19 protein-coding genes and 1 tRNA gene are annotated in these 20,585 nt (G+C 65.4%); 15 read left to right on the top strand and 5 right to left on the bottom strand.

Features of this window, described 5'->3' with window-relative positions; all coding sequences use genetic code 11:
- Nucleotides 1–190: 190 nt before the first annotated feature.
- The 4 genes from I8J34_RS22845 (at nt 191) to I8J34_RS22830 (ending at nt 5,155) form a co-directional block, all read left to right on the top strand.
- Complete coding sequence (locus tag I8J34_RS22845; RefSeq protein ID WP_214363947.1) at nt 191–1,855, top strand: acyl-CoA dehydrogenase family protein; 1,665 nt, start codon at nt 191–193, stop codon at nt 1,853–1,855.
- A gap of 362 nt (nt 1,856–2,217) precedes the next feature.
- A complete protein-coding gene (locus I8J34_RS22840) occupies nt 2,218–3,243 on the top strand; it encodes a TRAP transporter substrate-binding protein (protein ID WP_214363946.1) in 1,026 nt (341 codons plus the stop codon).
- Nucleotides 3,244–3,248: 5 nt separating this feature from the next.
- Nucleotides 3,249–3,833 carry a TRAP transporter small permease gene (locus I8J34_RS22835; RefSeq protein WP_214363945.1) on the top strand — a complete coding sequence of 195 codons (585 nt, stop codon included), beginning with the start codon at nt 3,249–3,251 and terminating at the stop codon, nt 3,831–3,833.
- Complete coding sequence (locus I8J34_RS22830) at nt 3,833–5,155, top strand: TRAP transporter large permease (protein WP_214363944.1); 1,323 nt, start codon at nt 3,833–3,835, stop codon at nt 5,153–5,155. Before I8J34_RS22835 ends, I8J34_RS22830 begins: the two co-directional genes overlap by 1 nt.
- Nucleotides 5,156–5,220: 65 nt before the next feature.
- On the opposite strand, the gene I8J34_RS22825 is transcribed toward I8J34_RS22830, so the two are convergent.
- The 3 genes from I8J34_RS22825 to I8J34_RS22815 form a co-directional block, all read right to left on the bottom strand.
- Nucleotides 5,221–6,438, bottom strand: coding sequence for an NAD(P)/FAD-dependent oxidoreductase (locus tag I8J34_RS22825; RefSeq protein ID WP_230411969.1), 1,218 nt, complete (start codon nt 6,436–6,438; stop codon nt 5,221–5,223).
- Between the two features lie 55 nt (nt 6,439–6,493).
- Nucleotides 6,494–6,817 (bottom strand): 2Fe-2S iron-sulfur cluster-binding protein, encoded by a 324-nt coding sequence (locus I8J34_RS22820; protein WP_214363943.1) that lies wholly within the window; start codon nt 6,815–6,817, stop codon nt 6,494–6,496.
- A gap of 124 nt (nt 6,818–6,941) precedes the next feature.
- Nucleotides 6,942–8,105, bottom strand: coding sequence for a cytochrome P450 (locus I8J34_RS22815; RefSeq protein ID WP_214363942.1), 1,164 nt, complete (start codon nt 8,103–8,105; stop codon nt 6,942–6,944).
- A 157-nt stretch (nt 8,106–8,262) separates the two neighbouring features.
- Here I8J34_RS22815 and I8J34_RS22810 point away from each other — a divergent pair, with 157 nt between their 5' ends.
- Nucleotides 8,263–9,210, top strand: a complete 948-nt coding sequence (locus tag I8J34_RS22810; protein ID WP_214363941.1) for a helix-turn-helix domain-containing protein — start codon at nt 8,263–8,265, stop codon at nt 9,208–9,210.
- A gap of 15 nt (nt 9,211–9,225) precedes the next feature.
- Here the strand turns inward: I8J34_RS22810 and I8J34_RS22805 are convergent, their stop codons facing one another.
- Nucleotides 9,226–10,152, bottom strand: a complete 927-nt coding sequence (locus I8J34_RS22805; protein WP_214363940.1) for a LysR family transcriptional regulator — start codon at nt 10,150–10,152, stop codon at nt 9,226–9,228.
- Between the two features lie 89 nt (nt 10,153–10,241).
- On the opposite strand from I8J34_RS22805, the gene I8J34_RS22800 reads away from it, so the two are divergent.
- Complete coding sequence (locus I8J34_RS22800) at nt 10,242–10,601, top strand: protocatechuate 4,5-dioxygenase subunit alpha (protein ID WP_214363939.1); 360 nt, start codon at nt 10,242–10,244, stop codon at nt 10,599–10,601.
- A gap of 1 nt (nt 10,602) precedes the next feature.
- On the top strand, nt 10,603–11,445 hold the full coding sequence (locus I8J34_RS22795) for a class III extradiol dioxygenase family protein (protein ID WP_214363938.1): 843 nt from the start codon (nt 10,603–10,605) through the stop codon (nt 11,443–11,445).
- Nucleotides 11,446–11,729: 284 nt separating this feature from the next.
- Here the strand turns inward: I8J34_RS22795 and I8J34_RS22790 are convergent, their stop codons facing one another.
- Nucleotides 11,730–12,602, bottom strand: coding sequence for a helix-turn-helix domain-containing protein (locus I8J34_RS22790; RefSeq protein WP_214363937.1), 873 nt, complete (start codon nt 12,600–12,602; stop codon nt 11,730–11,732).
- A gap of 149 nt (nt 12,603–12,751) precedes the next feature.
- Here I8J34_RS22790 and pobA point away from each other — a divergent pair, with 149 nt between their 5' ends.
- From pobA to I8J34_RS22750, 8 genes are all read left to right on the top strand, one after another.
- Nucleotides 12,752–13,963, top strand: a complete 1,212-nt coding sequence (gene pobA, locus I8J34_RS22785; RefSeq protein ID WP_214363936.1) for a 4-hydroxybenzoate 3-monooxygenase — start codon at nt 12,752–12,754, stop codon at nt 13,961–13,963.
- A gap of 295 nt (nt 13,964–14,258) precedes the next feature.
- Nucleotides 14,259–14,549: a co-chaperone GroES gene (gene groES / locus I8J34_RS22780; RefSeq protein WP_214363935.1), complete on the top strand. Its 291-nt coding sequence runs from the start codon at nt 14,259–14,261 to the stop codon at nt 14,547–14,549.
- A gap of 54 nt (nt 14,550–14,603) precedes the next feature.
- Nucleotides 14,604–16,250 (top strand): chaperonin GroEL, encoded by a 1,647-nt coding sequence (groL, locus tag I8J34_RS22775; RefSeq protein ID WP_214363934.1) that lies wholly within the window; start codon nt 14,604–14,606, stop codon nt 16,248–16,250.
- A 304-nt stretch (nt 16,251–16,554) separates the two neighbouring features.
- Nucleotides 16,555–17,229, top strand: a complete 675-nt coding sequence (locus tag I8J34_RS22770; RefSeq protein WP_214363933.1) for a response regulator — start codon at nt 16,555–16,557, stop codon at nt 17,227–17,229.
- Nucleotides 17,230–17,251: 22 nt separating this feature from the next.
- Nucleotides 17,252–18,727: a sensor histidine kinase gene (locus I8J34_RS22765; RefSeq protein ID WP_214363932.1), complete on the top strand. Its 1,476-nt coding sequence runs from the start codon at nt 17,252–17,254 to the stop codon at nt 18,725–18,727.
- Between the two features lie 71 nt (nt 18,728–18,798).
- Nucleotides 18,799–18,874 (top strand) — tRNA-Phe (locus I8J34_RS22760).
- A gap of 122 nt (nt 18,875–18,996) precedes the next feature.
- Nucleotides 18,997–20,133, top strand: coding sequence for an XRE family transcriptional regulator (locus I8J34_RS22755; protein WP_214363931.1), 1,137 nt, complete (start codon nt 18,997–18,999; stop codon nt 20,131–20,133).
- Complete coding sequence (locus I8J34_RS22750) at nt 20,130–20,531, top strand: DUF4411 family protein (RefSeq protein ID WP_214363930.1); 402 nt, start codon at nt 20,130–20,132, stop codon at nt 20,529–20,531. Before I8J34_RS22755 ends, I8J34_RS22750 begins: the two co-directional genes overlap by 4 nt.
- Nucleotides 20,532–20,585: the final 54 nt, after the last annotated feature.

Genomic DNA, 20,585 nt, shown 5'->3' with positions numbered 1-20,585 from the left:
CAGGTCGGCCACATCAGCAACAGCAGCAACGCCAGCTACCAGCTGTCGGTCGGTCCGGGCGTGGCCCCGGCCGCCGGCGAGAGCCAGACCGGCTACATGGTGGGCTTGCGCTACTTCTTCTGAGCGCAGCATTCGGGGCGGGCTTCGGCCCGCCCCGAATCCATTCTGCCTATCTGGATAGTGTAAATACATGATCGACTACCGCGCTCCGACCGCCGAGTTGCTATTCGCCATGGTGCATGGTGCCGGCGCTCGGCGTTTGGCCAATTGGGACGAAGACATTGCCGCGCAGGTGCTGCACGAGGCGGCGCGCTTCATCGAAGCGCAGATCGCACCGCTGGACCCGGTCGGCGACGCCGCCCATGCGGCCCTTGCAGAGGGGCGTGTGCGTCTGCCGCCGGCCTTCGTCGATGCCTATCGCCATCTGCGCGATGCCGGCTGGACCACCTTGTCGGCCGACGAGGCCTGGGGCGGGCAGGCGTTGCCCGAGGTGCTGGGCGGGGCGGTCACCGAGATGCTGGCGGGCGCCTGCGTGGCCCTGCAGATGGTGCTGACGCTGGGCCCAGCGGCCGTGCGTGCCATCGCGGCCAGCGGCTCTCCCGCGCAGCAGGCGCGCTACTTGCCCCGCCTGGTGTCGGGGCAATGGCTGGCCACCATGTGCCTGACCGAAGCGCAGGCCGGGTCCGACCTGAGCACCACACGCACCCTGGCCGAGCCGGCCGGCGACGGTAGCTATCGCCTTCGCGGCGAGAAGATCTTCATCTCCGGCGGCGATCACGATCTCACCGAGAACATCCTCCACCTGGTGCTGGCGCGCACCCCCGGCGCACCGGCCGGCGTCAAGGGCCTGTCGCTGTTCCTGTGCCCGGCCGTGCGCGAGGACGGCACTCGCAATGCCGTGGCCTGCCTGCGCCTGGAAGAAAAAATGGGCATGCATGCCTCGCCCACCTGCCAGCTGGTCTTCGACGGTGCCCATGCCGAAATGCTCGGGGCCGAGGGGCAGGGGCTGGCCGGCATGTTCGTGATGATGAACGCCCAGCGCATCGAGACCGCGCTGCAGGGCGTCGGCCTGGCCGAGGTGGCGGCCCAGCGTTCGCGCGCCTATGCGGCGCAGCGCCACCAGGGTCGGCTGCCCGGCGAGTCCGGTGCGGTGGCGATCAATCGCCATGCCGACGTGCGCCGGATGCTGCTGCAGCAGATGGTGTTGGCGCAGGGCTGCCGGGCGATGGTGTACCGGACCCAGGTTGAACTGACGCTGGGGCAAACGCCGGCGCTGGTCGATTTCATGACCCCGGTGTGCAAGGCTTTTGCCAGCGAGGCCGGGTTCGAGGTCGCCCATCTGGCCATCCAGATTCACGGCGGCTATGGCTATCTGAACGAGTATCGGGTCGAGCAGGTGCTGCGCGATGTGCGCATCACCAGCATCTACGAAGGCACTAACGGCATCCAGGCCACTACCCTGGTCGAGCGGTTGTTGCGCCAGCCGGACGGCGCGCCAGCCGCCGCGTTTGCCGCCGATGTCGAGGCGGCGATCGGTGTGGCGCAACCGGCGATGGCGGCTGCCTTGCGAACGGCGCTGGCCGCCTGGCAAACCGCCACCGATGCCGCGCTGGTGCGCGTTCCGCTCGGCGCCGCGACTACCGGTTTCATGCGCCTGACCGGGCTCGTTGCGCTCGGTGCCGCGTGGGCGCGCATGGAGGCGGCGGCCCACAGCGCGCCGAATCCGCAACGCACGCTGGCCGCGGCGCAGTACCTGCGGGACGAGATGTTGCCCGAATGCCGCCAGCTGGCAGACACCGTGTGTCGGGGATGCGATCTGGGAGCGTTGACCGATGCCGTATTCGCGCCGGAGTGATCGGGTGCCATGGGGCTTCGATGCCTCTGGCCTCGGCGTTGGTGGTACGGGTATGCAGTTGTATGTCACTCCTGCTCTATCTATGCCGATAAGGTCTAGCTGCTAGTGGCTGCCATGGCTGGGCACCTCGTGCGCCCCGACACAGAATCTCTCCATGGCGTACGACTGAGGGCCGGGAAGATCACTCGGCACTAGGATCGTCGGATGGCCGGAGGCCGGGCATTCAGCCACCTCATGACACGCGACGGGTTCGCCGGTATCCGCCGCATGCAGCAACATACCGGCGGTACACGGGGGAGAGTGGATCGTCGATCCGCAAGGCTCAGCGGTATTCCCCAACGATAAAAAGGAAGGAGACAAGAATGAAGCGACTGAAGACAGTGATCCTGGGGCTGGCGCTGGCCGCCGGCATGCAGCTGGCGAACGCGGCCGATGTCACCTTGCGCCTGCACCAGATGCTGCCGCCGCAGGCGACGATCCCGTCCAAGGCGATCTCGGCCTGGATCAAGAAGGTGGAGAAGGACAGCGGCGGCAGTATCCGCGTCCAGCACTTCCCCAGCATGCAACTGGGTGGCAAGCCGCCCGAGCTGTTCGGCCAGGCCGAGGACGGCGTGGTCGATATCATCTGGACGGTGCTGGGTTACACGCCCGGGCGCTTCCCCAAGACCGAGGTCTTCGAGCTGCCGTTCTCCACCGGCAAGGCCGAAGCGGGTTCGCGCGCCTTCCACGAATATGTGGAGAAGTACTCCGCCGACGAGTTCTCCAGCGTCAAGCTGATCGCGGCCCACGTGCATGGCCCCGGCCTGTTCCACAGTCGCGACCCGATCACGCGCCTGGAAGACCTGAAAGGCATGAAGGTGCGCGGCGGCTCGCGCATCATCAACATCATGCTCGAACAACTCGGCGCCACCCCGGTGGGCATGCCGGTGCCGGCGGTCGGCGAAGGGCTGTCGAAAGGCGTGATCACGGCGACGACCATTCCCTGGGAGGTCGTGCCGGCCTTCAAGGTGCAGCAGATCGTCAAGAACCACGCCGGTTTCTCGGGTGACAAGGGCTTGTACACCCAGACCTTCGCGCTGGTGATGAACAAGGCATCCTACGACAAGCTGCCCGCCGATCTGAAGAAAGTCATCGACGACAACAGCGGTGTCGAAGTGGCGGCCATGTTCGGTGCGGTGATGGATGCCGGCGACGCGGTCGGCCTGTCGCTGGCGCAGAAGGCGGGCAACAACATCGTCACCCTGGACGAGGCCGAGACCCAGCGCTGGAAAGATGCCGCCGCCGGGACGCGCGAGGCCTGGTACAAGGAAGTCGCGCAGAAGGGGATCGACGGTCCTGCGCTGGCGGCCAAGGCGGCGGAACTGGTCGAGAAATACGCCGGCAAATGAGTGCGATGGGCACCTACAAGTCGACGGACGTCGCCACACAGGGCGTCGCGGCAACTCGGAGCTTGGACGTGATGGGCAGGTCGATCTATTTCGTGACCCGCAGGCTGGCCTGGTTCGGCGGCTTCGTGCTCGCCGTCATGGCCCTGCTGAGCGTGGTGAGTATTGCCGGCCGGGCCATGTCTGGCTTCGGCTTGGGCCCGGTGCCCGGCGATTTCGAACTGGTGGAGGCAGGCACGGCGTTGGCGGTGTTCTGCTTTTTGCCCTGGTGTCATTTGCGCCAGGGGCATGCCACCGTGGATCTGTTCTGGAACAGCTATCCGGAAGGTATGCGCCGGGTGCTGGAGATCGTCAGCGACGTCCTGATGCTCGTTCTCTGGGTGCTGCTGGTGTGGCGCATGGGGGTGGCGACGCATGATTACTTCGGCAACGGTGAGACCACCTTCATCCTCCAGGTGCCGGTCTGGTGGGGTTATGCCGCATCCATGGTGCCGGCCGTGCTCGGTTGCGTCGCCTACGCGTGGCGTGTCTTCGAACGGCTCGGTTGGGTGAGCCGCCCCGAACCCATCGTAAACACGGGAGGGACGCACTGATGAATGCCATGACCCTGGCTGCCTGGTCGTTTCCGGCGCTGATGACGCTGGTGTTCCTGCGGGTACCGATCGGTCTGTCGATGGCGGTGATCGGCCTGCTCGGCGCCTGGCAGGTGTTCGGCGATGCGGCTCCGCTGCTGAACCAGATGAAGAACCTGGCCTATGGCCAGTTTTCCACCCATTCGTTGTCGATCGTGCCCCTGTTCCTGTTGATGGGGCAGTTCGCCACCCTGGGCGGCATGTCGAAGGCCTTGTTCAAGGCGGCCGAGGCCTTTCTCGGGCATCGCAAGGGCGGCGTGGCGATGGCCGCCGTGGGGGCCTGCGCCGGCTTCGGCGCGATCTGCGGCTCGTCGCTCGCCACCGCCGCGACGATGGGGCAGGTCGCCCTGCCCGAACTGCGTCGCGCCGGCTACGACGGTGGCCTGGCCGCCGGGGCGCTGGCCGCCGGCGGTACGCTGGGGATCCTGATCCCGCCGTCCATCGTGCTGGTGATCTATGCCATCCTGGCCGAACAGAACATCGCCAAGATGTTTGCCGCCGCCTTCGTGCCGGGCATCCTGGCGGCGCTCGGCTACATGCTCGTGATCGCCATCGTCGTGCGCCTGAAGCCGACATGGGCAGGCACCCTCGAACCCATGCCCTGGCCCGAACGCGTGCAGGCATTGATCGCCGTGTGGCCGGTGCTGGTGATCTTCGTGGTGGTGGTCGGCGGCATCTACGGTGGCGTGTTTACGCCGACCGAAGGGGCTGCCGTGGGGGTGGTCGCCACCGGGCTGCTGGCCTGGAAGCGCGGCGGTCTGAGCCGATCGCGATTGCGCGAAGCCATCGAAGCGACCGCTTCGGGCACGGCCATGGTGTTCATGATCGTGCTCGGCGCGGCGGCCTACAACACTTTCCTCGCGCTCTCGCAATTGCCGCAGGAGCTGGCCATGTGGGTCGGCGAGTTGGGGTTGAGTCCCTACGCGATCCTGTGGGCGATCCTGGTCTTCTACCTGGTGTTCGGCTGCGTGATGGACTCGTTGTCGATGATCCTGCTGACGATTCCGATCTTCTTCCCGATGATCTCCGGGCTGGACTTCGGCATGGGCCCGGACGAGACGGCGATCTGGTTCGGCGTGCTGGTGCTGATCGTGGTCGAGGTCGGGCTGATCACGCCACCGGTGGGCATGAACCTGTTCATCATCCAGTCGATGGCGCCGGGGGTCAGCATCCGCGACACCTACCGCGGCGTGTGGCCCTTCGTGGTCAGCGACATTGCCCGGGTGGGGGTGCTGGTGCTCTTCCCCTCCATCGCGCTGCTGGTCATCAGACTGTTTCCCTGAGACGGTTTCGCCGTGTTGGTTTCGGCGCCCGCGACCGTCGTGTCGCTGTGGCGCCGAAACTTCTTTCAGGTGAGGGCCGACGCGAGTTCGAAGTGCGGATCGCGGGCCTGCTCGGGCGCGAGTCGATGGCCCTTGTCCAGCAGCTTGCGGCCGAGCATGTGCACGCCGGCCTCGTTGATCGCGTCGATGGCGATCAGCGCGCCCGCACGGAAGTAGAACACCGAGAAGCGCCGTGCCTCGACCTCGCCGCGGATCACCACCTCGTCGTAGCCGGCCGACAGGCCCACCATCTGCAGCTTGACGTCGTATTGATCGGACCAGAACCAGGGCGCGGCGGCGAATGGCCGTTCCCGGCCCATGAGCGCAGCGGCGGCGGACTTGCCCTGTTCGACGGCGTTCTGCACCGATTCGAGCCGCAACAGCGCGCCGCCGGGCAATCGCCGCGCGGTGCAGTCGCCGCTGGCGACGATCTGCGTGTCGGTGGTGCGTGCGCATTCATCCACCACGATGCCGCGCTCGCACGTCAGACCGGCCGCCTCGGCCAGTTCGGTGTTGGGTACGATGCCGATGCCGACGATGACCAGATCGGCCGCAAAGCGGCGGCCGTCGGCGGTGCTCACCGCGCTCACCCGACCGGCCACGCCGTCGAGTCCGGCCACCTGGGCGCCCAGTTCGACGGCGACGCCATGATCGCGATGCAGCCTGGCGTAGAAGTCCGACACCGGCGGCGCCACCACCCGAGCCATGAGGCGATCCGCCGCTTCGAGCACGGTCACCTGCTTGCCTTGCTTGGCGGCGACCGCGGCAAATTCGAGGCCGATGAAGCCACCACCGATGACCACCACCGTGCGCGCGGCCTCGAGTGCGGTGGCGATTCGGCGCGTGTCGTCCAGGGTCCGCAAGGCGAACACGCCGGCCAGATCGGCGCCGGGCACGGGCAAGGGGCGCGCCCGCGAACCGGTCGCCAGTACCAGGCCCGCATACGCTTGGGTGCGACCGTCCGACAAGTGCACGGCACGCGCCTCGCGATCGATCGCCACGACCGACACGCCGGTCACACACTCGATCTGCTTCTTCGCCAGCGCGGCGGGGGCGCGGATGGTCAGTTGCGCTTCGTCGGCCTCGCCGGCCAGATACGCCTTGGACAGCGGCGGTCGATGATAGGGCAGGCAGGGCTCATCGCCCACCAGCAGGATCGGGCCGTCGTAGCCTTCACTTCGGAGTGATTCGGCGACCTGCAGGCCCGACTGGCCGGCGCCGACGATCACGATGGGTGCATTCATGTCACATCTCCCGTGGGGGCGCTGAGGGCGAGCGCGATGGTCGAGCGTTGCGCGCTCAGCTCTGGACGTCAGGCAGGCGAACGACCATGCCTGCCAGATCTGCACTGGCCTTGATCTGGCAGGACAGACGACTGGTCGGGCGGCGTTCGGCGGCGACGTTGTCGAGCATCTCGAGTTCGTTGTCCGCGGCCGCCGGCAGGCGTTCCGCCCAGGTGTCGTCCACGTAGCAGTGGCAGGTAGCGCAGGCGCAGGAACCGCCGCATTCGCCTTCGATGCCTTCGACGCCATTCGACAGGGCGGCCTGCATCAGGCTCCAGCCTTCGGGAACGTCGATCTGTTGTTCGGAACCGTTGGGTTCGATGTAGGTGATCATGACCATGGGGGTTTCCTCTGTTTTTAGGGGGGTGGCGGGTTGAAACCCGCCCTACGTGCCCGCCGTCCCGAGCATTGCCGGGGAAGTGCGCTGCCGTAGGGCGGGTTTCACCCCGCCAGGGGAATGGCGCTCAGACGCGCGCCAACTCCAGCCGTAGCGGGCTGCGGAAGGTGGAGGACGGCATCCAGGGCAGTTGCTCCTGCACGCGCCGGTAGTCGGGCACGACCTCATGGAAGGCTTCCATGGCGGCCTTGACCGAGATGCGCGCGATGGTGGTGCCCAGGCAGGCATGCACCGATCCGCCGAAACCGAGATGTCCCTTCGGCTTTCGGGTGATGTCGTACACGTCCGGATTGGGGAACTGACGCTCGTCGCGATTGCCCGAGCCGTAGGCCAGGCACACGAAGTCGCCCTCGCGCATGGTCTGGCCGTGCAGCGTGTGGTCGCGGGTCAGGCAGCGACGGAAGCGCTGGGCCGAGGTGTTGAAGCGCAGCGATTCCTCGACGGCATCTTCGAGCAGCGCCGGATTGGCTACGCACTGGCGGCGGGCATCGGCGTAGTCGGCCATGTTGAGCGCGAACATCGCCATGAAACCGCCGAGCGACTCGATACCGGCCATGATCAGTGTCGTGGTCGTCAGCAGCACTTCCCGTTCGTCCAGCCGGTCGCCGTCGATCTCCGCCTGCGAAAAGTGCGAAATCAGATCGTCCTTGGGGTGGGCCCGGCGTTCGGCAATCACCCCGCTGGCGTATTCCTGCATCCAGTTGTAGGCGGCAATGTGTTCCGGCCCCTTGGCACGGGTGCGGGGGTCGGATTGCACCATCAGCACCGCCTTGTCGCGCACCTGGGTTTCGTCGCCAAGCGGCAGCCCGAGCGCGGCGAACAGCACGCGCACGGTGAACTTGGAGGAGAAGTCCTCGATGAAGTCGAACTGCTGCAGGTCCGCCAACGGCGCGGCCGTGTCGCGGGCGATCTGCTTGATCGGCTCGACCAGATTCATCAGGTTGCGACGCATGAAGGCGTGCTGCACCAGACCGCGCAGACGGTCATGGCGCGGGGGATCGGTGGTGCCCAAGGTCGCACCGGCGCGGTTGGGCAGCTCGGTCATGAGGTTGCCCTTGGCCGACGAGAAGGTCTGCCAGTCGTTCAGGGCGGTGACGATGTCGGCATAGCGGGAGAGCACCCACATATTGGCTTCCTTGCTCCAGAAGCAGGGGTGTTCGTCTCGCAGCGTCTTGTAAAAAGGAAACGGGTCCGCGTCCACGGCGGGCGCGTAAGGATCGAAGCTGAACATGGGTTGTCTCCGTTCGTTCTTGATCTGATGGCCCAGGCTCGTGGATTCGACGGCCCGGGTGAATATCACTATACGGAGCATGGGTATTGGGAGTCAGTGCATAATCCTGTCCATGTTTGGTACTTTTCGATCAGATTTCGCGCCCGGGGTGTGACACATGAAGACCGCGTTGCCCGATCGCGTGGCGCCACCGCCGGCCGTGGCGGGGCCGCGCAGCCGCAGCGTTCCGGCCTTTGCGCTGTATGGCGAAACCAATGCCGCGCCGCTCGAGCTGATGCATATCGAGGAGATTGCGCAGCGCAGCCGTCTCTACGAATGGGAGATCGAGCCCCATGTGCATCGGGGGCTGTACCAAGTGCTCTGGGTGGCGGCGGGGCGGGCCCGGGTGGCGCTGGACGATGTGCTCGAAGCGGTGAGCGGCCCCGCGGCCATCGTGGTGCCGCCGGGGACGGTGCATGGCTTTCGGTTCGATCCGGGCACCGAAGGCATGGTGCTGACGCTCAATGGCCGCTTCCTGATCGAGGGCGAATTGCAGACCGCCGGCGAATCGCTGCGCCGCCTGTTTTCGCAGGCCCGCTTGCTGTGTCTGGACGGCGCCGACGAGGCGGCGGAGGCGCGCCGCCTCGAGGGCCTGCTGCGGCAGCTGGGCGAGGAGTTCGCCCGTCCCGACGCGACCGACAGCCCGGTGGTGCGCTGGCTGGCGCAGGCGGTGGTGTGGCGCCTGGCCGAGCATTGCGCCCGCCGTGTCTCGGACGCATCGATGGACCGCCAGGCGCGCCAGCACCAGGCCTTGTTGACCCGGTTTCTGCTCCTGGCCGAATCGCACTTCCTCGAGCACTGGCCGGTGAGCCGCTACGCCTCGCGCCTGGGCATGTCCACGCCCAGCCTCAATCGTCTGCTGCGCGCCGCCGGCGGGCGTCCTGCGCTCGACTACCTGCATGAGCGGGTGGGGCGCGAGGCCTGCCGGCGGCTGATCTACACCGCCGCACCCATCGGCCGCGTCGCGGTGGACCTGGGCTTCGAGGATCCGGCCTACTTTTGCCGCTTCTTCAAGCGGCGCATCGGTCTGAGTCCGGGGCAATACCGCGCGCAACACGGCGGCTGAGATCCCGGTGGCGGGCTATGGGGTCGCCGCCCGGGCTTGTCGCAGGACCGCGCCCTGGGCCACGGCCTCCACTTCCGCGCGCAACCAGGCATGGACCGGGTCATGCCGGTCGCGCAGATGCCAGATCAGGTACATGGGCAGCCGGGGCGCGTCGAAGGGCAGGGCGACGCTGGCGAATTCGCGCATCAGGTGGTGGCGCAGCAGGCCGGGCATCGTGGCCAGCCGGTCGCTGTTGCGCAGGAAGGCAGGGATGCCGGCAAAGCCCGGTACCGAGGCCACGAAGCGGCGGCGGATGCCCTGCGTGGCCAGCCGCTGGTCGAAGTCGAGCAGGCGATGCGGCGCGTACACCACCGTGACATGGTCGGCGGCAAGATAGTCGTCCCGCGTCTGCGGCGGCGCACGGTGGTCGGCATCGTAGAACACCCGAAACCGATCCTCGAACAAGCGCTTGTGGAGCACGTCGCCGGCATCCGGCGGGCGCGGCGAGATGACCAGGTGGCACTGGGCCTCGCGCAGCATCTCGGCGCTGGGGATGCCCGAGGGAATGACCCGCAGCCCGACGCCGGGTGCGACCGTGCGCAGGCGGGCGAGCAGGGCCGGCAACAGCAGGTCGCACTGGAAGTCGTTGGCCGCGATCACGAAAGTCGTGTCGAGCCCGGCCGGATCGAAGTCCGGCGCGGTGGCGAAGCGGCGCATCTCTTCCAGCAACACCCGGGCCTGTATCGCCAGCGACTCGGCGCGCGCCGTGGCCACGATGCCGCGGCCGGACTTGACGAACAGCGGGTCGCCCACGATCGCCCGCAGCTTGCCCAGCAAATGCGACACCGCCGACTGGGTGACGCCCAGGCGCTCCGCCGCGCGGGTGATCGAGCCTTCCTCCACCACCGCGATCAGCAGCTCGAGCAGATGGCCGTCGAGGTTTGAGTAATCGAAATTGCTCATGATTGGTATGAGTTTGTCTTTGTTTATCTGATGAGTCTACAGCCGGATACTCGAGCCCACATTCACAACCACACCACGAGGAGATCCGGATGGCCGCGACCGCTGCAAAGCGCCAAATCCCCGGTACCACCCTGTTCGACGGGGACATGGCTCAGAAGGGCTACGCGCTCAACAAGATGTGCTTTTCCTTCAACCACGCCGACAACCGTGCCGAATTCGTGCGCGACGAGGCCGCCTATTGCGCACGCTACGGCCTCAATGCCGAGCAGGCCGAAGCGATTCGTTCCCGCGACGTGCTGGGGCTGCTGGCCGCCGGCGGCAATGTGTATTACCTGGCCAAGCTCGCCGGCATTCTCGGGCTGGACGTGCAGGATCTGGGGGCCGCGCAGACCGGCATGAGCAAGGACGCGTTCAAGGCCATGCTGCTGGCCCACGCCAAGGAGAACTGAGATGGCCAAGATCGTAGGTGGGATGTTCGTTTCGCATGTGCCGGCCATCGGCGGCGCCATTGCCAGGAATCTGCAGGAAGACCCGTACTGGAAGCCGTTCTTCGATGGCTTTCCGCCCGTGCATCGCTGGCTCGAGGAAGTGAAGCCCGATGTGGCGGTGGTGTTCTACAACGACCACGGCCTCAACTTCTTCCTCGACAAGATGCCGACCTTCGCCGTCGGCGCGGCGCCGCAGTACCACAACGCCGACGAGGGCTGGGGCATCCCCACGTTGCCGCCCTATGACGGCGCGCCGGATCTGTCGTGGTCGTTGATCGAGAAGCTGGTGGACAAGGAATTCGATCCGGTCAGCTGCCAGGAGATGCTGGTCGACCATGCCTTCACGCTGCCGCTCAAGCTGTTCTGGCCGCAGGAAGGCACCTGCCCGGTACGCCTCGTACCGGTGTGCATCAACACCGTGCAGCACCCGCTGCCCAAGGCCAGCCGCTGCTACAAGCTGGGCGAGGCCGTCGGTGAGGCCATTGCCGAGTGGGACGAGGACCTGCGCGTGGTGGTGATCGGCACCGGTGGGCTCTCCCACCAGCTCGACGGCGAGCGCGCCGGCTTCATCAACCGCGATTTCGACCTGGCCTTCATGGAAAGCCTGATCCACGATCCGCAGTGGGCGACCCAGTACTCCATCGAGGAGATCGTCGAGAAGACCGGCACCCAGGGGGTCGAGCTGCTCAACTGGCTGGGCGCGCGCGGTGCGCTGCCGCCGACGGTGAGCAAGGTGCACGCCAACTACCACATCCCGATCTCCAATACGGCGGCCGGTCTGCTGGTGGTGGGCACGGGCGAGTAAGCATCCGAGGGCATGGGCACCACAGCGGGCCGTCTGACGTCGAGATTGCCCGCCATGCCCATTCCCATTGCCGGCATCGACATCGAGGGAAGACCCAAGGCGTCCACGTCCGACGCCGGGCGGCCGTGAGGGCGCTTTCCTCGTCCTTCTTCGGCGGCGGATTCCGCCGTGTCCGCCACATCCTCAATGCCGGTGTCGGTGAGAACTTGCGTGCCCTGGCCGCCGGCTGAGCACGGGCCCGGGGCTATCCACATCATCGTCCTGTTCAGCTGGGCCGGCGATCGTCAGCTTTGATGGCGCGCCCGGTAGGCCGACGGTGGCATCGCCTGGTGGCGGGTGAAGAAGCGCGAGAAATAGGCCGGATCCTCGAAGCCGAGATTGAGCGCGATGGTGGTGATGTCCAGGTCGGTGTAGGCGAGCAGACGGCGGGCTTCGAGCAGGAGCCGTTCGTGGATGAGCGCCTTGGCGCTGTGGCCGGTTTCGCGGCGGCAGGTGTTGTTGAGCTGGGCCGTGCTGATGCCGAGGCGATCGGCGTAGAAGCCGACCGGTTGCCAGTGGCGGAAGTGCTCGTCGATGAGGTGGCGGTAGCGTGCCAGGCGTTGCTGCTGGCGGCTGTCGGGGGGCGTCCGGCTGGCGTGGGCGGCCCGGGCGAGCCAGACCAGCACCTCGGTGAGCAGGGCGGTCATCATCATCAGGCGGCCGGGGGCGTGGCTGCGATATTCAAGCCCGAACTGGCGGAAGACGCGGGCGAGCTGGGCGCGGGCGTCGGGCAGGGCGGCGAGGGGATGATGGGCGGCCTGGTCGAGCGCGGCGGCCAGCTCCGGCGACAGGCCGAGCAGCTCGCGCTGGATGCCCAGCGGAATGCTGACGATCTGGCCGTCGATGTCGGGCGAGAAGCGAAAGCCGTGGACGCGGCCGGCCGGCATGAGGACGAGGCAGGGCGGCGTGAGCTCGATGTGTTCGGTTTCGAGCGTCATGTGGGCCTCTCCGCTGGCCAGATGAAGGATCTGGGTCAGGCCGTCGTGGTTATGCAGGTCGATTTCCCAATCGTGCAAGGCGCTGCGTGCGGCGATGGTTTCGAAATGAACCGGCTCGGGTGTCGCCCAAGGGGTTTTTTCGCCGTATAGCTGATATCTGGGAATGGCATGGCTGGGCATGGAGACCCTCTGTGGCGCGGTTTTCCGGTCGATCTGGTGCGTGAGCGGGGTTTCCAAAAGTACAAGCGATTTCCGGCGGGAATGCAAGCGCGGGCGGTCTCCGCGCCCTAATCTGGGCACATAACGATATCCCCTGATCGGAGAGAGACATGAAAACCCAAGTCGGCATCATCGGCGGCGGCCCGTCGGGCCTGTGCCTGGCACGCCTGCTCAGCCAGCGCGGGATCACCAGCGTGATCCTGGAGCGGCAGACCCGTGAATACGTCGAGGCGCGCATCCGCGCCGGCATCCTGGAGCAGGGCATGGCGGACCTGATGCGCCAGGCCGGTGTCGGCCAGCGCATGGACCGCGAGGGCCTGCTGCATGACGGCATCGTGCTGGCCTTCGATGGCCGTACCGAACGCATCGACATGGCAGCGCTCACCGGCGGCAAGCAGGTGATGGTGTACGGCCAGACGGAGCTGACCAAGGATCTCTACGACGCCGTGCTGCAGGACGCCAACATCACGGTGGTGTTCGAGGCGGGGCAGGTGCAGCCGGCAGGCTTCCTGGAGGGGAGCCCGAGCCTGACGTTCGACAAGGACGGGCGCCGCGAGACGATCGAATGCGACTTCATCGCCGGCTGCGACGGCTATCACGGCGCCTCGCGTGCCGCCGTGCCGCGCGACATGATCACCGAGTACGAGCGGGCCTATCCCTTCGGCTGGCTGGGGCTGCTCTCCGATACGCCGCCGGTGCACGAAGAGCTGATCTACGCCAATCATGAGCGCGGCTTTGCGCTGTGCTCGATGCGCTCGCCCACCCGCAGCCGTTACTACCTGCAGGTGGGGCTCGACGAGAAGGTGGAGGATTGGTCCGACGCGCGCTTCTGGGACGAGTTGCGCCGCCGCCTGCCCGATCGCTTCGCCCAGGCGCTCGAGACCGGCGCCTCGATCGAGAAGAGCATTGCGCCGCTGCGCAGCTTCGTGGCCGAACCGCTGCGTTTCGGCCACATGTTCCTGGTCGGCGATGCCGGCCACATCGTGCCGCCGACGGGGGCCAAGGGGCTCAACCTGGCGGCCTCGGACATGTTCTACCTGTCGACCGCCCTGATCGCCCACTACACCGAAGGGCGCGACGACCTGCTCGACCGCTACTCCGAGACGGCCTTGCGCCGGGTGTGGGCCGCGGTGCGTTTTTCGTGGTGGTTTACCTCGGTGTCGCACAAGTTCTCGAGCGACCCCATCGAGCACCGCATCCAGCTCGCCGAGCTGGATTACCTGGTCAGCTCGGTCGCCGGGCAGACCTCGCTGGCCGAAAACTATGTCGGCCTGCCTTTCGATGCGGACTTCCGCCAGGCTGCCGGCACCGCCGCGCCCTGACCGGCAGGCCAACGCCGTTCGGCGCCGACCCCTCCCCAGCGCGCCGTCCGCACCGGCGAGGCCGACGCGGACGGCGCTCAAAATCCGACCTCGATGCACGCGTGGCCCGCAAGCCGATTTGCGGGCCACAATTTCTTTGTCCCCCCGACTTGAAATCACCGGAGGCCGTCCCTATTATTAGCACTCGTTGGCAGGGAGTGCTAACAACCGGGGTTGTGACCTGCCGGTTTTTCCGTTTTCCCCTATGCGCGGCAAGCGCCGCAAACAATCGAATCTGTTCCAAGGAGAGAACTCGATGAAAATTCGTCCTTTGCATGATCGCGTCATCGTCAAGCGTGTTGAAGCCGAGCGCACCACGGCCAGTGGCATCGTGATTCCGGATTCCGCCGGCGAGAAGCCCGATCAGGGCGAAGTTCTGGCAGTCGGCAACGGCAAGATCCAGGACAACGGCGAAGTGCGCCCGATGGCCGTCAAGGTCGGCGACCGCGTGCTGTTCGGCAAGTACGCCGGCCAGAGCGTCAAGGTCGAAGGCGAGGAAGTGCTCGTCATGCGCGAAGAAGACATCATGGGCGTGATCGAGGCCTGAGGCCTGTCCGTCATCCCGTTCAACGCAGTTACAGTATTCAGCTAGGAGCAAAACATGCCTGCTAAGGAAGTCAAGTTCGGTGATTCCGCCCGTGCCCGTATGGTCGAAGGCGTCAACATTCTGGCCAACGCGGTCAAGGTGACCCTCGGCCCGAAAGGTCGCAACGTGGTGCTGGAGCGCTCGTACGGCGCCCCCACGGTGACCAAGGACGGTGTGTCGGTGGCCAAGGAAATCGAACTGAAGGACAAGTTCGAGAACATGGGCGCCCAGATGGTCAAGGAAGTCGCTTCCAAGACCTCCGACGTTGCCGGTGACGGCACCACCACCGCCACCGTGCTGGCCCAGGCCATCGTGCGCGAAGGCATGAAGTTCGTCGCCGCCGGCATGAACCCGATGGACCTCAAGCGCGGCATCGACAAGGCCGTCGCCGCCACCATCGAAGAGCTGCAGAACCTGTCCAAGCCGTGCTCGACCACCAAGGAAATCGCCCAGGTCGGTTCGATCTCCGCCAACTCCGACTCCGACATCGGCGAGATCATCGCCAATGCCATGGAGAAGGTCGGCAAGGAAGGCGTGATCACCGTTGAAGACGGCAAGTCGCTGGCCAACGAGCTGGACGTGGTCGAAGGCATGCAGTTCGACCGTGGCTACCTGAGCCCGTACTTCATCAACAACCCGGACAAGCAGGTCGCCGTGCTGGAAGACCCGTTCGTCTTGCTCTTCGACAAGAAGATCTCCAACATCCGCGATCTGCTGCCGGTGCTCGAGCAAGTCGCCAAGTCCAGCCGTCCGCTGCTGATCATCGCCGAAGACGTCGAAGGCGAAGCGCTGGCCACCCTGGTGGTGAACAACATGCGCGGCATCCTCAAGACCTGCGCCGTCAAGGCCCCGGGCTTCGGTGACCGTCGCAAGGCCATGCTCGAAGATATCGCCATCCTGACCGGTGGCCAGGTGATCGCCGAGGAAGTCGGCCTGTCGCTCGAAAAAGCCACCCTGGACGACCTCGGCCAGGCCAAGCGCATCGAGATCGGCAAGGAAAACACCATCCTCATCGACGGCGCCGGCAACACCGAAGCCATCGAAGCGCGCGTCAAGCAGATCCGTGTCCAGATCGAGGAAGCCACCTCGGACTACGACCGCGAGAAGCTGCAGGAGCGTGTGGCCAAGCTGGCTGGCGGCGTGGCCGTCATCAAGGTCGGTGCCGCTACCGAAGTCGAGATGAAAGAGAAGAAAGCCCGCGTGGAAGACGCGCTGCACGCCACCCGCGCTGCCGTGGAAGAAGGCATCGTGGCCGGCGGTGGTGTGGCCCTGCTGCGTGCCCGCGCCAACCTGGCCGGCATGAAAGGCGACAACCACGACCAGGACGCCGGTATCACCATCGTGCTGCGCGCCATGGAAGAGCCGCTGCGCCAGATCGTCTCCAACGCCGGCGACGAGCCGTCGGTGGTGGTGAACAAGGTCGCTGAAGGTTCGGGCAACTTCGGCTACAACGCCGGCACCGGCGAGTACGGCGATCTGGTCGAAATGGGCGTGCTGGACCCGACCAAGGTGACCCGCACCGCACTGCAGAACGCCGCTTCGGTGGCCGGTCTGATGCTGACCACCGACTGCATGGTCGGCGAGCTGCCGGAAGACAAGCCCTCGATGCCCGACATGGGCGGCATGGGTGGTATGGGCGGCATGGGTGGCATGGGCATGTAATCGCCCAGGCGCCATTGGCCCGGAAAGCCCCGCTTCGGCGGGGCTTTTTTCGTCTGGCCGTCCGGTATGCGCTCGAAGTGCACGCGGGCTGCGCCGCGCAGGCGAAGACGATCCGCCCGAGCTCGGGCAAGCGTGGGATAATCGGTGCGGAAAAAAGGCGGCAGGGAGTTGACCGTTGCAGTACGGCGCAACTCCCCGGAGCAGGGATGCCTGACGGCGCTCTGCTCCCGAAGACCGACTAAAGGAGAACAGCGGAGTCGAAATTAACGACATCCGCTTACGTCAAACTTACAGTCAGTCCAGCATGCGAATACTTCTAGCGGAGGATGACCCGGTCATCGCCGATGGTCTGGTCAGGGCGCTCAAGCGCGCCGGCTACGCCATCGATCATGTGGCGACCGGAACGGAAGCGGATACGGCCCTGTTGGGGCAGCCGTATGACTTGGTGATCCTCGATCTGGGCCTGCCCAAGCTGCCCGGCATCGAGGTGCTCAAGCGATTGCGGGGGCGCAAGTCGGCCACCCCGGTGCTGATTCTCACCGCGCAGGATGGGGTCGACGACCGCGTGCGCGGCCTGGATGCCGGCGCCGACGACTATCTCACCAAGCCCTTCGCCCTGCCCGAACTCGAGGCCCGGGTGCGCGCCCTGACGCGCCGCGGCACCGGCCAGCCGCGCTGCATCGAACTCGGCTCGCTGAGCTACGACCAGGCCGACCGGGTGGTCAAGATCGCCGGCCAGGTGGTTGAATTCTCGGCGCGCGAGATGGGGCTGCTGGAGATCTTCATCCTGCGTGCGGGCCGTCTGGTCAGCAAGGATCAGCTGGTCGACCAGTTGTGCGGCTGGGGCGAAGAGGTCTCGAACAACGCGATCGAGGTCTATGTCCATCGCCTGCGCAAGAAGCTCGAATCCAGCGGCGTGCGCATCATGACCGTGCGCGGCCTGGGCTACTGCCTGGAAAAGCCCGAGGACGGCGAGTGAGCAGGATCGGAGCGCGGCGCTGATGGCGGTCGCGTCGCGCGCCGAGCGCGCCGCCAAGTCGGCGGCCAAGGAGGGGCGCCGCAGCGGACAGTTCAATTCGCTGTTCGGCGAGATCCTCGACTGGATGCTCGCGCCGCTGCTCTTCCTGTGGCCGATCTCGATCATCGTCACCCACAATGTCGCCGACAACATCGCCAACGAGCCCTACGACCGGGCCATGGCCGAGAGCGTGCGCACGCTGGCGCGGCTGGTGGTGCTCGACGGCTCGAAGGTGCATGTCGATTTCCCCGCGCCGCCGCGCACGCTGTTCCGCGCCGACCGTGACGACACCGTCTACTACCAGGTGGCCGATCATCAGGGGGAAGTGGTGGCCGGCGACTGGGAGATCCCCTGGACCGCGCCGCCGATCCGCCTGCTGCCCGACGACGTGCTCTACCGCGATGCGGTGATCCATGGCGAAGAGGTGCGCATTGCCTACCAGTTCATGCGCGCCTACCCCGAGCCGAGCAGCCCGCTGGTGCTGGTGCAGATCGCCGAGACCCGCAACAAACGCGCCGAGCTCGCCTCGCGCGTGGTCACTGGGGTGTTGCTGCCACAGTTCGCCATCATTCCGCTGGCCGTGATCCTGGTGTGGGTCGGCCTGTCGCGCGGCATCTCGCCGCTCAACCGGCTGCAGTCGGTGATCCGCCGCCGCCGGCCGACCGATCTGGCGCCGATTTCCACCGCCGGCGTGCCCGAAGAGCTGCGTCCGCTGATCGTCGCCTTCAACGAAATGATGGCCCGCCTCGAAGAAAACCTGCAGGCGCAGCAGCGCTTCATCGCCGACGCCGCCCACCAGATGCGCACCCCGCTCACCGGCCTGCGCATGCAGACCGAGCTGGCGCTCAACGAAACCGACCCCGACATGCTGCACGAGGCGCTGACCCGCATCGCGCTCAGCACCCAGCGCGCCAGCCACCTCATCAACCAGCTGCTGACCCTGGCACGGGCCGAGTCCAGCTCGGAAAAGATCTATGCCGTCGACCGGGTCGATCTCGAAATGCTGGTGCGCGAGGTCGCCCTCGATCTCTACCCGCGCGCCCAGGCCAAGGACATCGACCTCGGCGTCGAGGACACCGGCTGGCCGCTGCTGATCGACGGCAACCCGGTGCTGCTGCGCGAGATGATCATGAACCTGATGGACAACGCCATCAAATACACCCCCGAGGGCGGCCGGGTGACGGCGCGCACCCAGGCCACCGAATTCGCCATCCTCGAGATCGAGGACACCGGTGCCGGCATCCCCGAAGAAGACCGGGAGCGCGTTTTCGAGCGCTTCTACCGGGTGCTGGGCAGCGGCGAAGACGGCTCCGGCCTCGGTCTGCCGATCGTGCGCGAAATCGCCGAGTTGCATCGCGCCACCGTCACCCTCAACCCCAGCCCGACCGGCCCCGGCACCATCGCCCAGGTCATCTTCCCGCGCAGCTACACGCGCCGCGTCCTGTCGGACGACGACTGAGGCGTCAGTCGAAATAGATGCACGGAGTATTTGACGCGCCGCATAGTTCAGCTATAATGCGCGCTCTTTTAGGCCAGTTAGCTCAGTTGGTAGAGCAGCGGATTGAAAATCCGCGTGTCCGTGGTTCGATTCCGCGACTGGCCACCAGACTTCAAGCCGGTTCCCGCCTGATGGCGGGAACCGGCTTTTCTACAATTCGGCTTTGGTTTCTAAAAAACTTGTCGTACTAGACTGGATTGGAAGAATCATCGTATCCTCAGTCGCTAGATATGGCACATGCAAATGTCAATCCCTCGCAGTTGCTTTGGTCGCGCCTGAGGGCGGGGCTGACGCTTGATGAGATTGCGGCGAAACTCCCCGCCAGAACCGACAAAGTTCTCGCATGGGAGAGCGGCGAAAGCCGACCGACCTTCATTCAGGCTCAGAAATGGGCGAAGGTTGCCCATATCCCGTTCGGTTTTCTATTCCTCGCTCGACCCCCACAGGAGCGGCTCCCTATACCAGACCTCCGCACCGTTGGATGTGAAACGCCGAGTACACCTAGCCTGGATCTTCTAGAAACTGTCAAAGACGTTCTGCGCAAGCAGGCTTGGTACATCGACTATCTACGAGAGCATGAGGCGGATGCTCTGCCCTTCGTGGGGCGCTTCTCGGCAAAGTCCAAAATTGCTGATGTTGTGGCAGATATCCGCCGAGTTCTTGGCGCCGATGTCGGTGATCGGCCGCGCAGCGCTGATGAGTATCTGCGTACGCTCATATCCGCCGCTGACCAAGCGGGCGTGTTGGTGATGCGTAGTGGAATCGTAGGATCGAATACCCACCGACCGCTTGATGTTGGTGAGTTTCGAGGGTTTGCGATCAGCGATCCACTTGCCCCCACAGTCTTCATCAACAGTGCTGACGCGCCAAAGGCTCGAATCTTCACGCTTGTTCATGAACTTGCTCATATCTGGATCGGCAGTTCCGGAATCTCGACTGCGACAGTCCGAGAAGCACGAGACGAGGAGGTTTTCTGCAACGCAGTTGCTGGCGAGTTCTTGGCGCCAGGAAAGGAGTTTTCCCAACGATGGGATGAAGGCACTGCGTGGATCGAGAATGTTGGACGCCTTGCTGACACCTTTCGCGTCAGCACCCTTACCGCCGCACGCCGCGCGGCAGATTTGGGGTTTATCACCCGTGCCATGTATCGAGAGTTCTACACGGCTGAACTCGAAGCGTTTCGAAATCGCAACAAAGGCGGTGGTGGCGATTTCTACACAAACCTAAGGGTCCGGAACAGCACAAGCTTTAGTCGTGCGGTAGCAGCTGAGGCGATGAGCGGTCGCGTGCTTCTCAGAGATGCAGGGGCGCTACTTTCCATCCATCCCGCCAAGATCCGAACCTTTGCTGGCGATTTGCTCCAATGAACTATCTGCTAGACGCCAATACGTTCATTGAAGCGAAGAACCGTTACTACGGCATGACCGTTTGTCCGGCCTACTGGGAATGGCTGCTTCTGCAGAATGGTGGCCTTGAAATAGCCAGTATTTCCGAGGTTCGCACGGAGCTGACTGACGGGAAAGACGACCTTGCTGCGTGGGCTCGCGACAATAAGCAGCTATTCCTCGATGTTGCCGACGACGATACACAGAGCGTCTATGCCGATATCGTCAACTTCCTCTCTGGGGAGGTCGACAAGATGCTCCCTGGTGCGCTGGATGAGTTCCTTCGTGGAGCAGACCCTTGGCTTGTGGGAGTGTCAGAATTTCTGTGTGTGAGGCGCTCTGAATCGCTTCCTGAGTTGGAAACGCGGTTTTCATTTTAGGCGATGATCCGTGAAGCGGTCCTCGTAGAGGATCGCGAATTGGTTCATCGCCGC

The sequence above is a fragment of the Denitromonas iodatirespirans genome, assembly GCF_018524365.1.
Lineage (GTDB): Bacteria > Pseudomonadota > Gammaproteobacteria > Burkholderiales > Rhodocyclaceae > Nitrogeniibacter > Nitrogeniibacter iodatirespirans.
This window is presented reverse-complemented; position numbering and strand designations above follow the sequence as displayed.

What these genes read in the sequence shown, in the direction of transcription:
- I8J34_RS22835 (WP_214363945.1), top strand. Translation starts at nt 3,249, where the DNA reads ATGGGCACCTACAAGTCGACGGACGTCGCCACACAGGGCGTCGCGGCA.
- I8J34_RS22800 (WP_214363939.1), top strand. Translation starts at nt 10,242, where the DNA reads ATGGCCGCGACCGCTGCAAAGCGCCAAATCCCCGGTACCACCCTGTTC.
- I8J34_RS22825 (WP_230411969.1), bottom strand. Translation starts at nt 6,438, where the DNA reads ATGAATGCACCCATCGTGATCGTCGGCGCCGGCCAGTCGGGCCTGCAG.
- I8J34_RS22820 (WP_214363943.1), bottom strand. Translation starts at nt 6,817, where the DNA reads ATGGTCATGATCACCTACATCGAACCCAACGGTTCCGAACAACAGATC.
- I8J34_RS22845 (WP_214363947.1), top strand. Translation starts at nt 191, where the DNA reads ATGATCGACTACCGCGCTCCGACCGCCGAGTTGCTATTCGCCATGGTG.
- I8J34_RS22765 (WP_214363932.1), top strand. Translation starts at nt 17,252, where the DNA reads ATGGCGGTCGCGTCGCGCGCCGAGCGCGCCGCCAAGTCGGCGGCCAAG.
- I8J34_RS22790 (WP_214363937.1), bottom strand. Translation starts at nt 12,602, where the DNA reads ATGCCCAGCCATGCCATTCCCAGATATCAGCTATACGGCGAAAAAACC.
- I8J34_RS22755 (WP_214363931.1), top strand. Translation starts at nt 18,997, where the DNA reads ATGGCACATGCAAATGTCAATCCCTCGCAGTTGCTTTGGTCGCGCCTG.
- I8J34_RS22795 (WP_214363938.1), top strand. Translation starts at nt 10,603, where the DNA reads ATGGCCAAGATCGTAGGTGGGATGTTCGTTTCGCATGTGCCGGCCATC.
- groES (WP_214363935.1), top strand. Translation starts at nt 14,259, where the DNA reads ATGAAAATTCGTCCTTTGCATGATCGCGTCATCGTCAAGCGTGTTGAA.
- I8J34_RS22810 (WP_214363941.1), top strand. Translation starts at nt 8,263, where the DNA reads ATGAAGACCGCGTTGCCCGATCGCGTGGCGCCACCGCCGGCCGTGGCG.
- pobA (WP_214363936.1), top strand. Translation starts at nt 12,752, where the DNA reads ATGAAAACCCAAGTCGGCATCATCGGCGGCGGCCCGTCGGGCCTGTGC.
- I8J34_RS22830 (WP_214363944.1), top strand. Translation starts at nt 3,833, where the DNA reads ATGAATGCCATGACCCTGGCTGCCTGGTCGTTTCCGGCGCTGATGACG.
- I8J34_RS22770 (WP_214363933.1), top strand. Translation starts at nt 16,555, where the DNA reads ATGCGAATACTTCTAGCGGAGGATGACCCGGTCATCGCCGATGGTCTG.
- I8J34_RS22840 (WP_214363946.1), top strand. Translation starts at nt 2,218, where the DNA reads ATGAAGCGACTGAAGACAGTGATCCTGGGGCTGGCGCTGGCCGCCGGC.
- I8J34_RS22805 (WP_214363940.1), bottom strand. Translation starts at nt 10,152, where the DNA reads ATGAGCAATTTCGATTACTCAAACCTCGACGGCCATCTGCTCGAGCTG.
- I8J34_RS22815 (WP_214363942.1), bottom strand. Translation starts at nt 8,105, where the DNA reads ATGTTCAGCTTCGATCCTTACGCGCCCGCCGTGGACGCGGACCCGTTT.
- groL (WP_214363934.1), top strand. Translation starts at nt 14,604, where the DNA reads ATGCCTGCTAAGGAAGTCAAGTTCGGTGATTCCGCCCGTGCCCGTATG.
- I8J34_RS22750 (WP_214363930.1), top strand. Translation starts at nt 20,130, where the DNA reads ATGAACTATCTGCTAGACGCCAATACGTTCATTGAAGCGAAGAACCGT.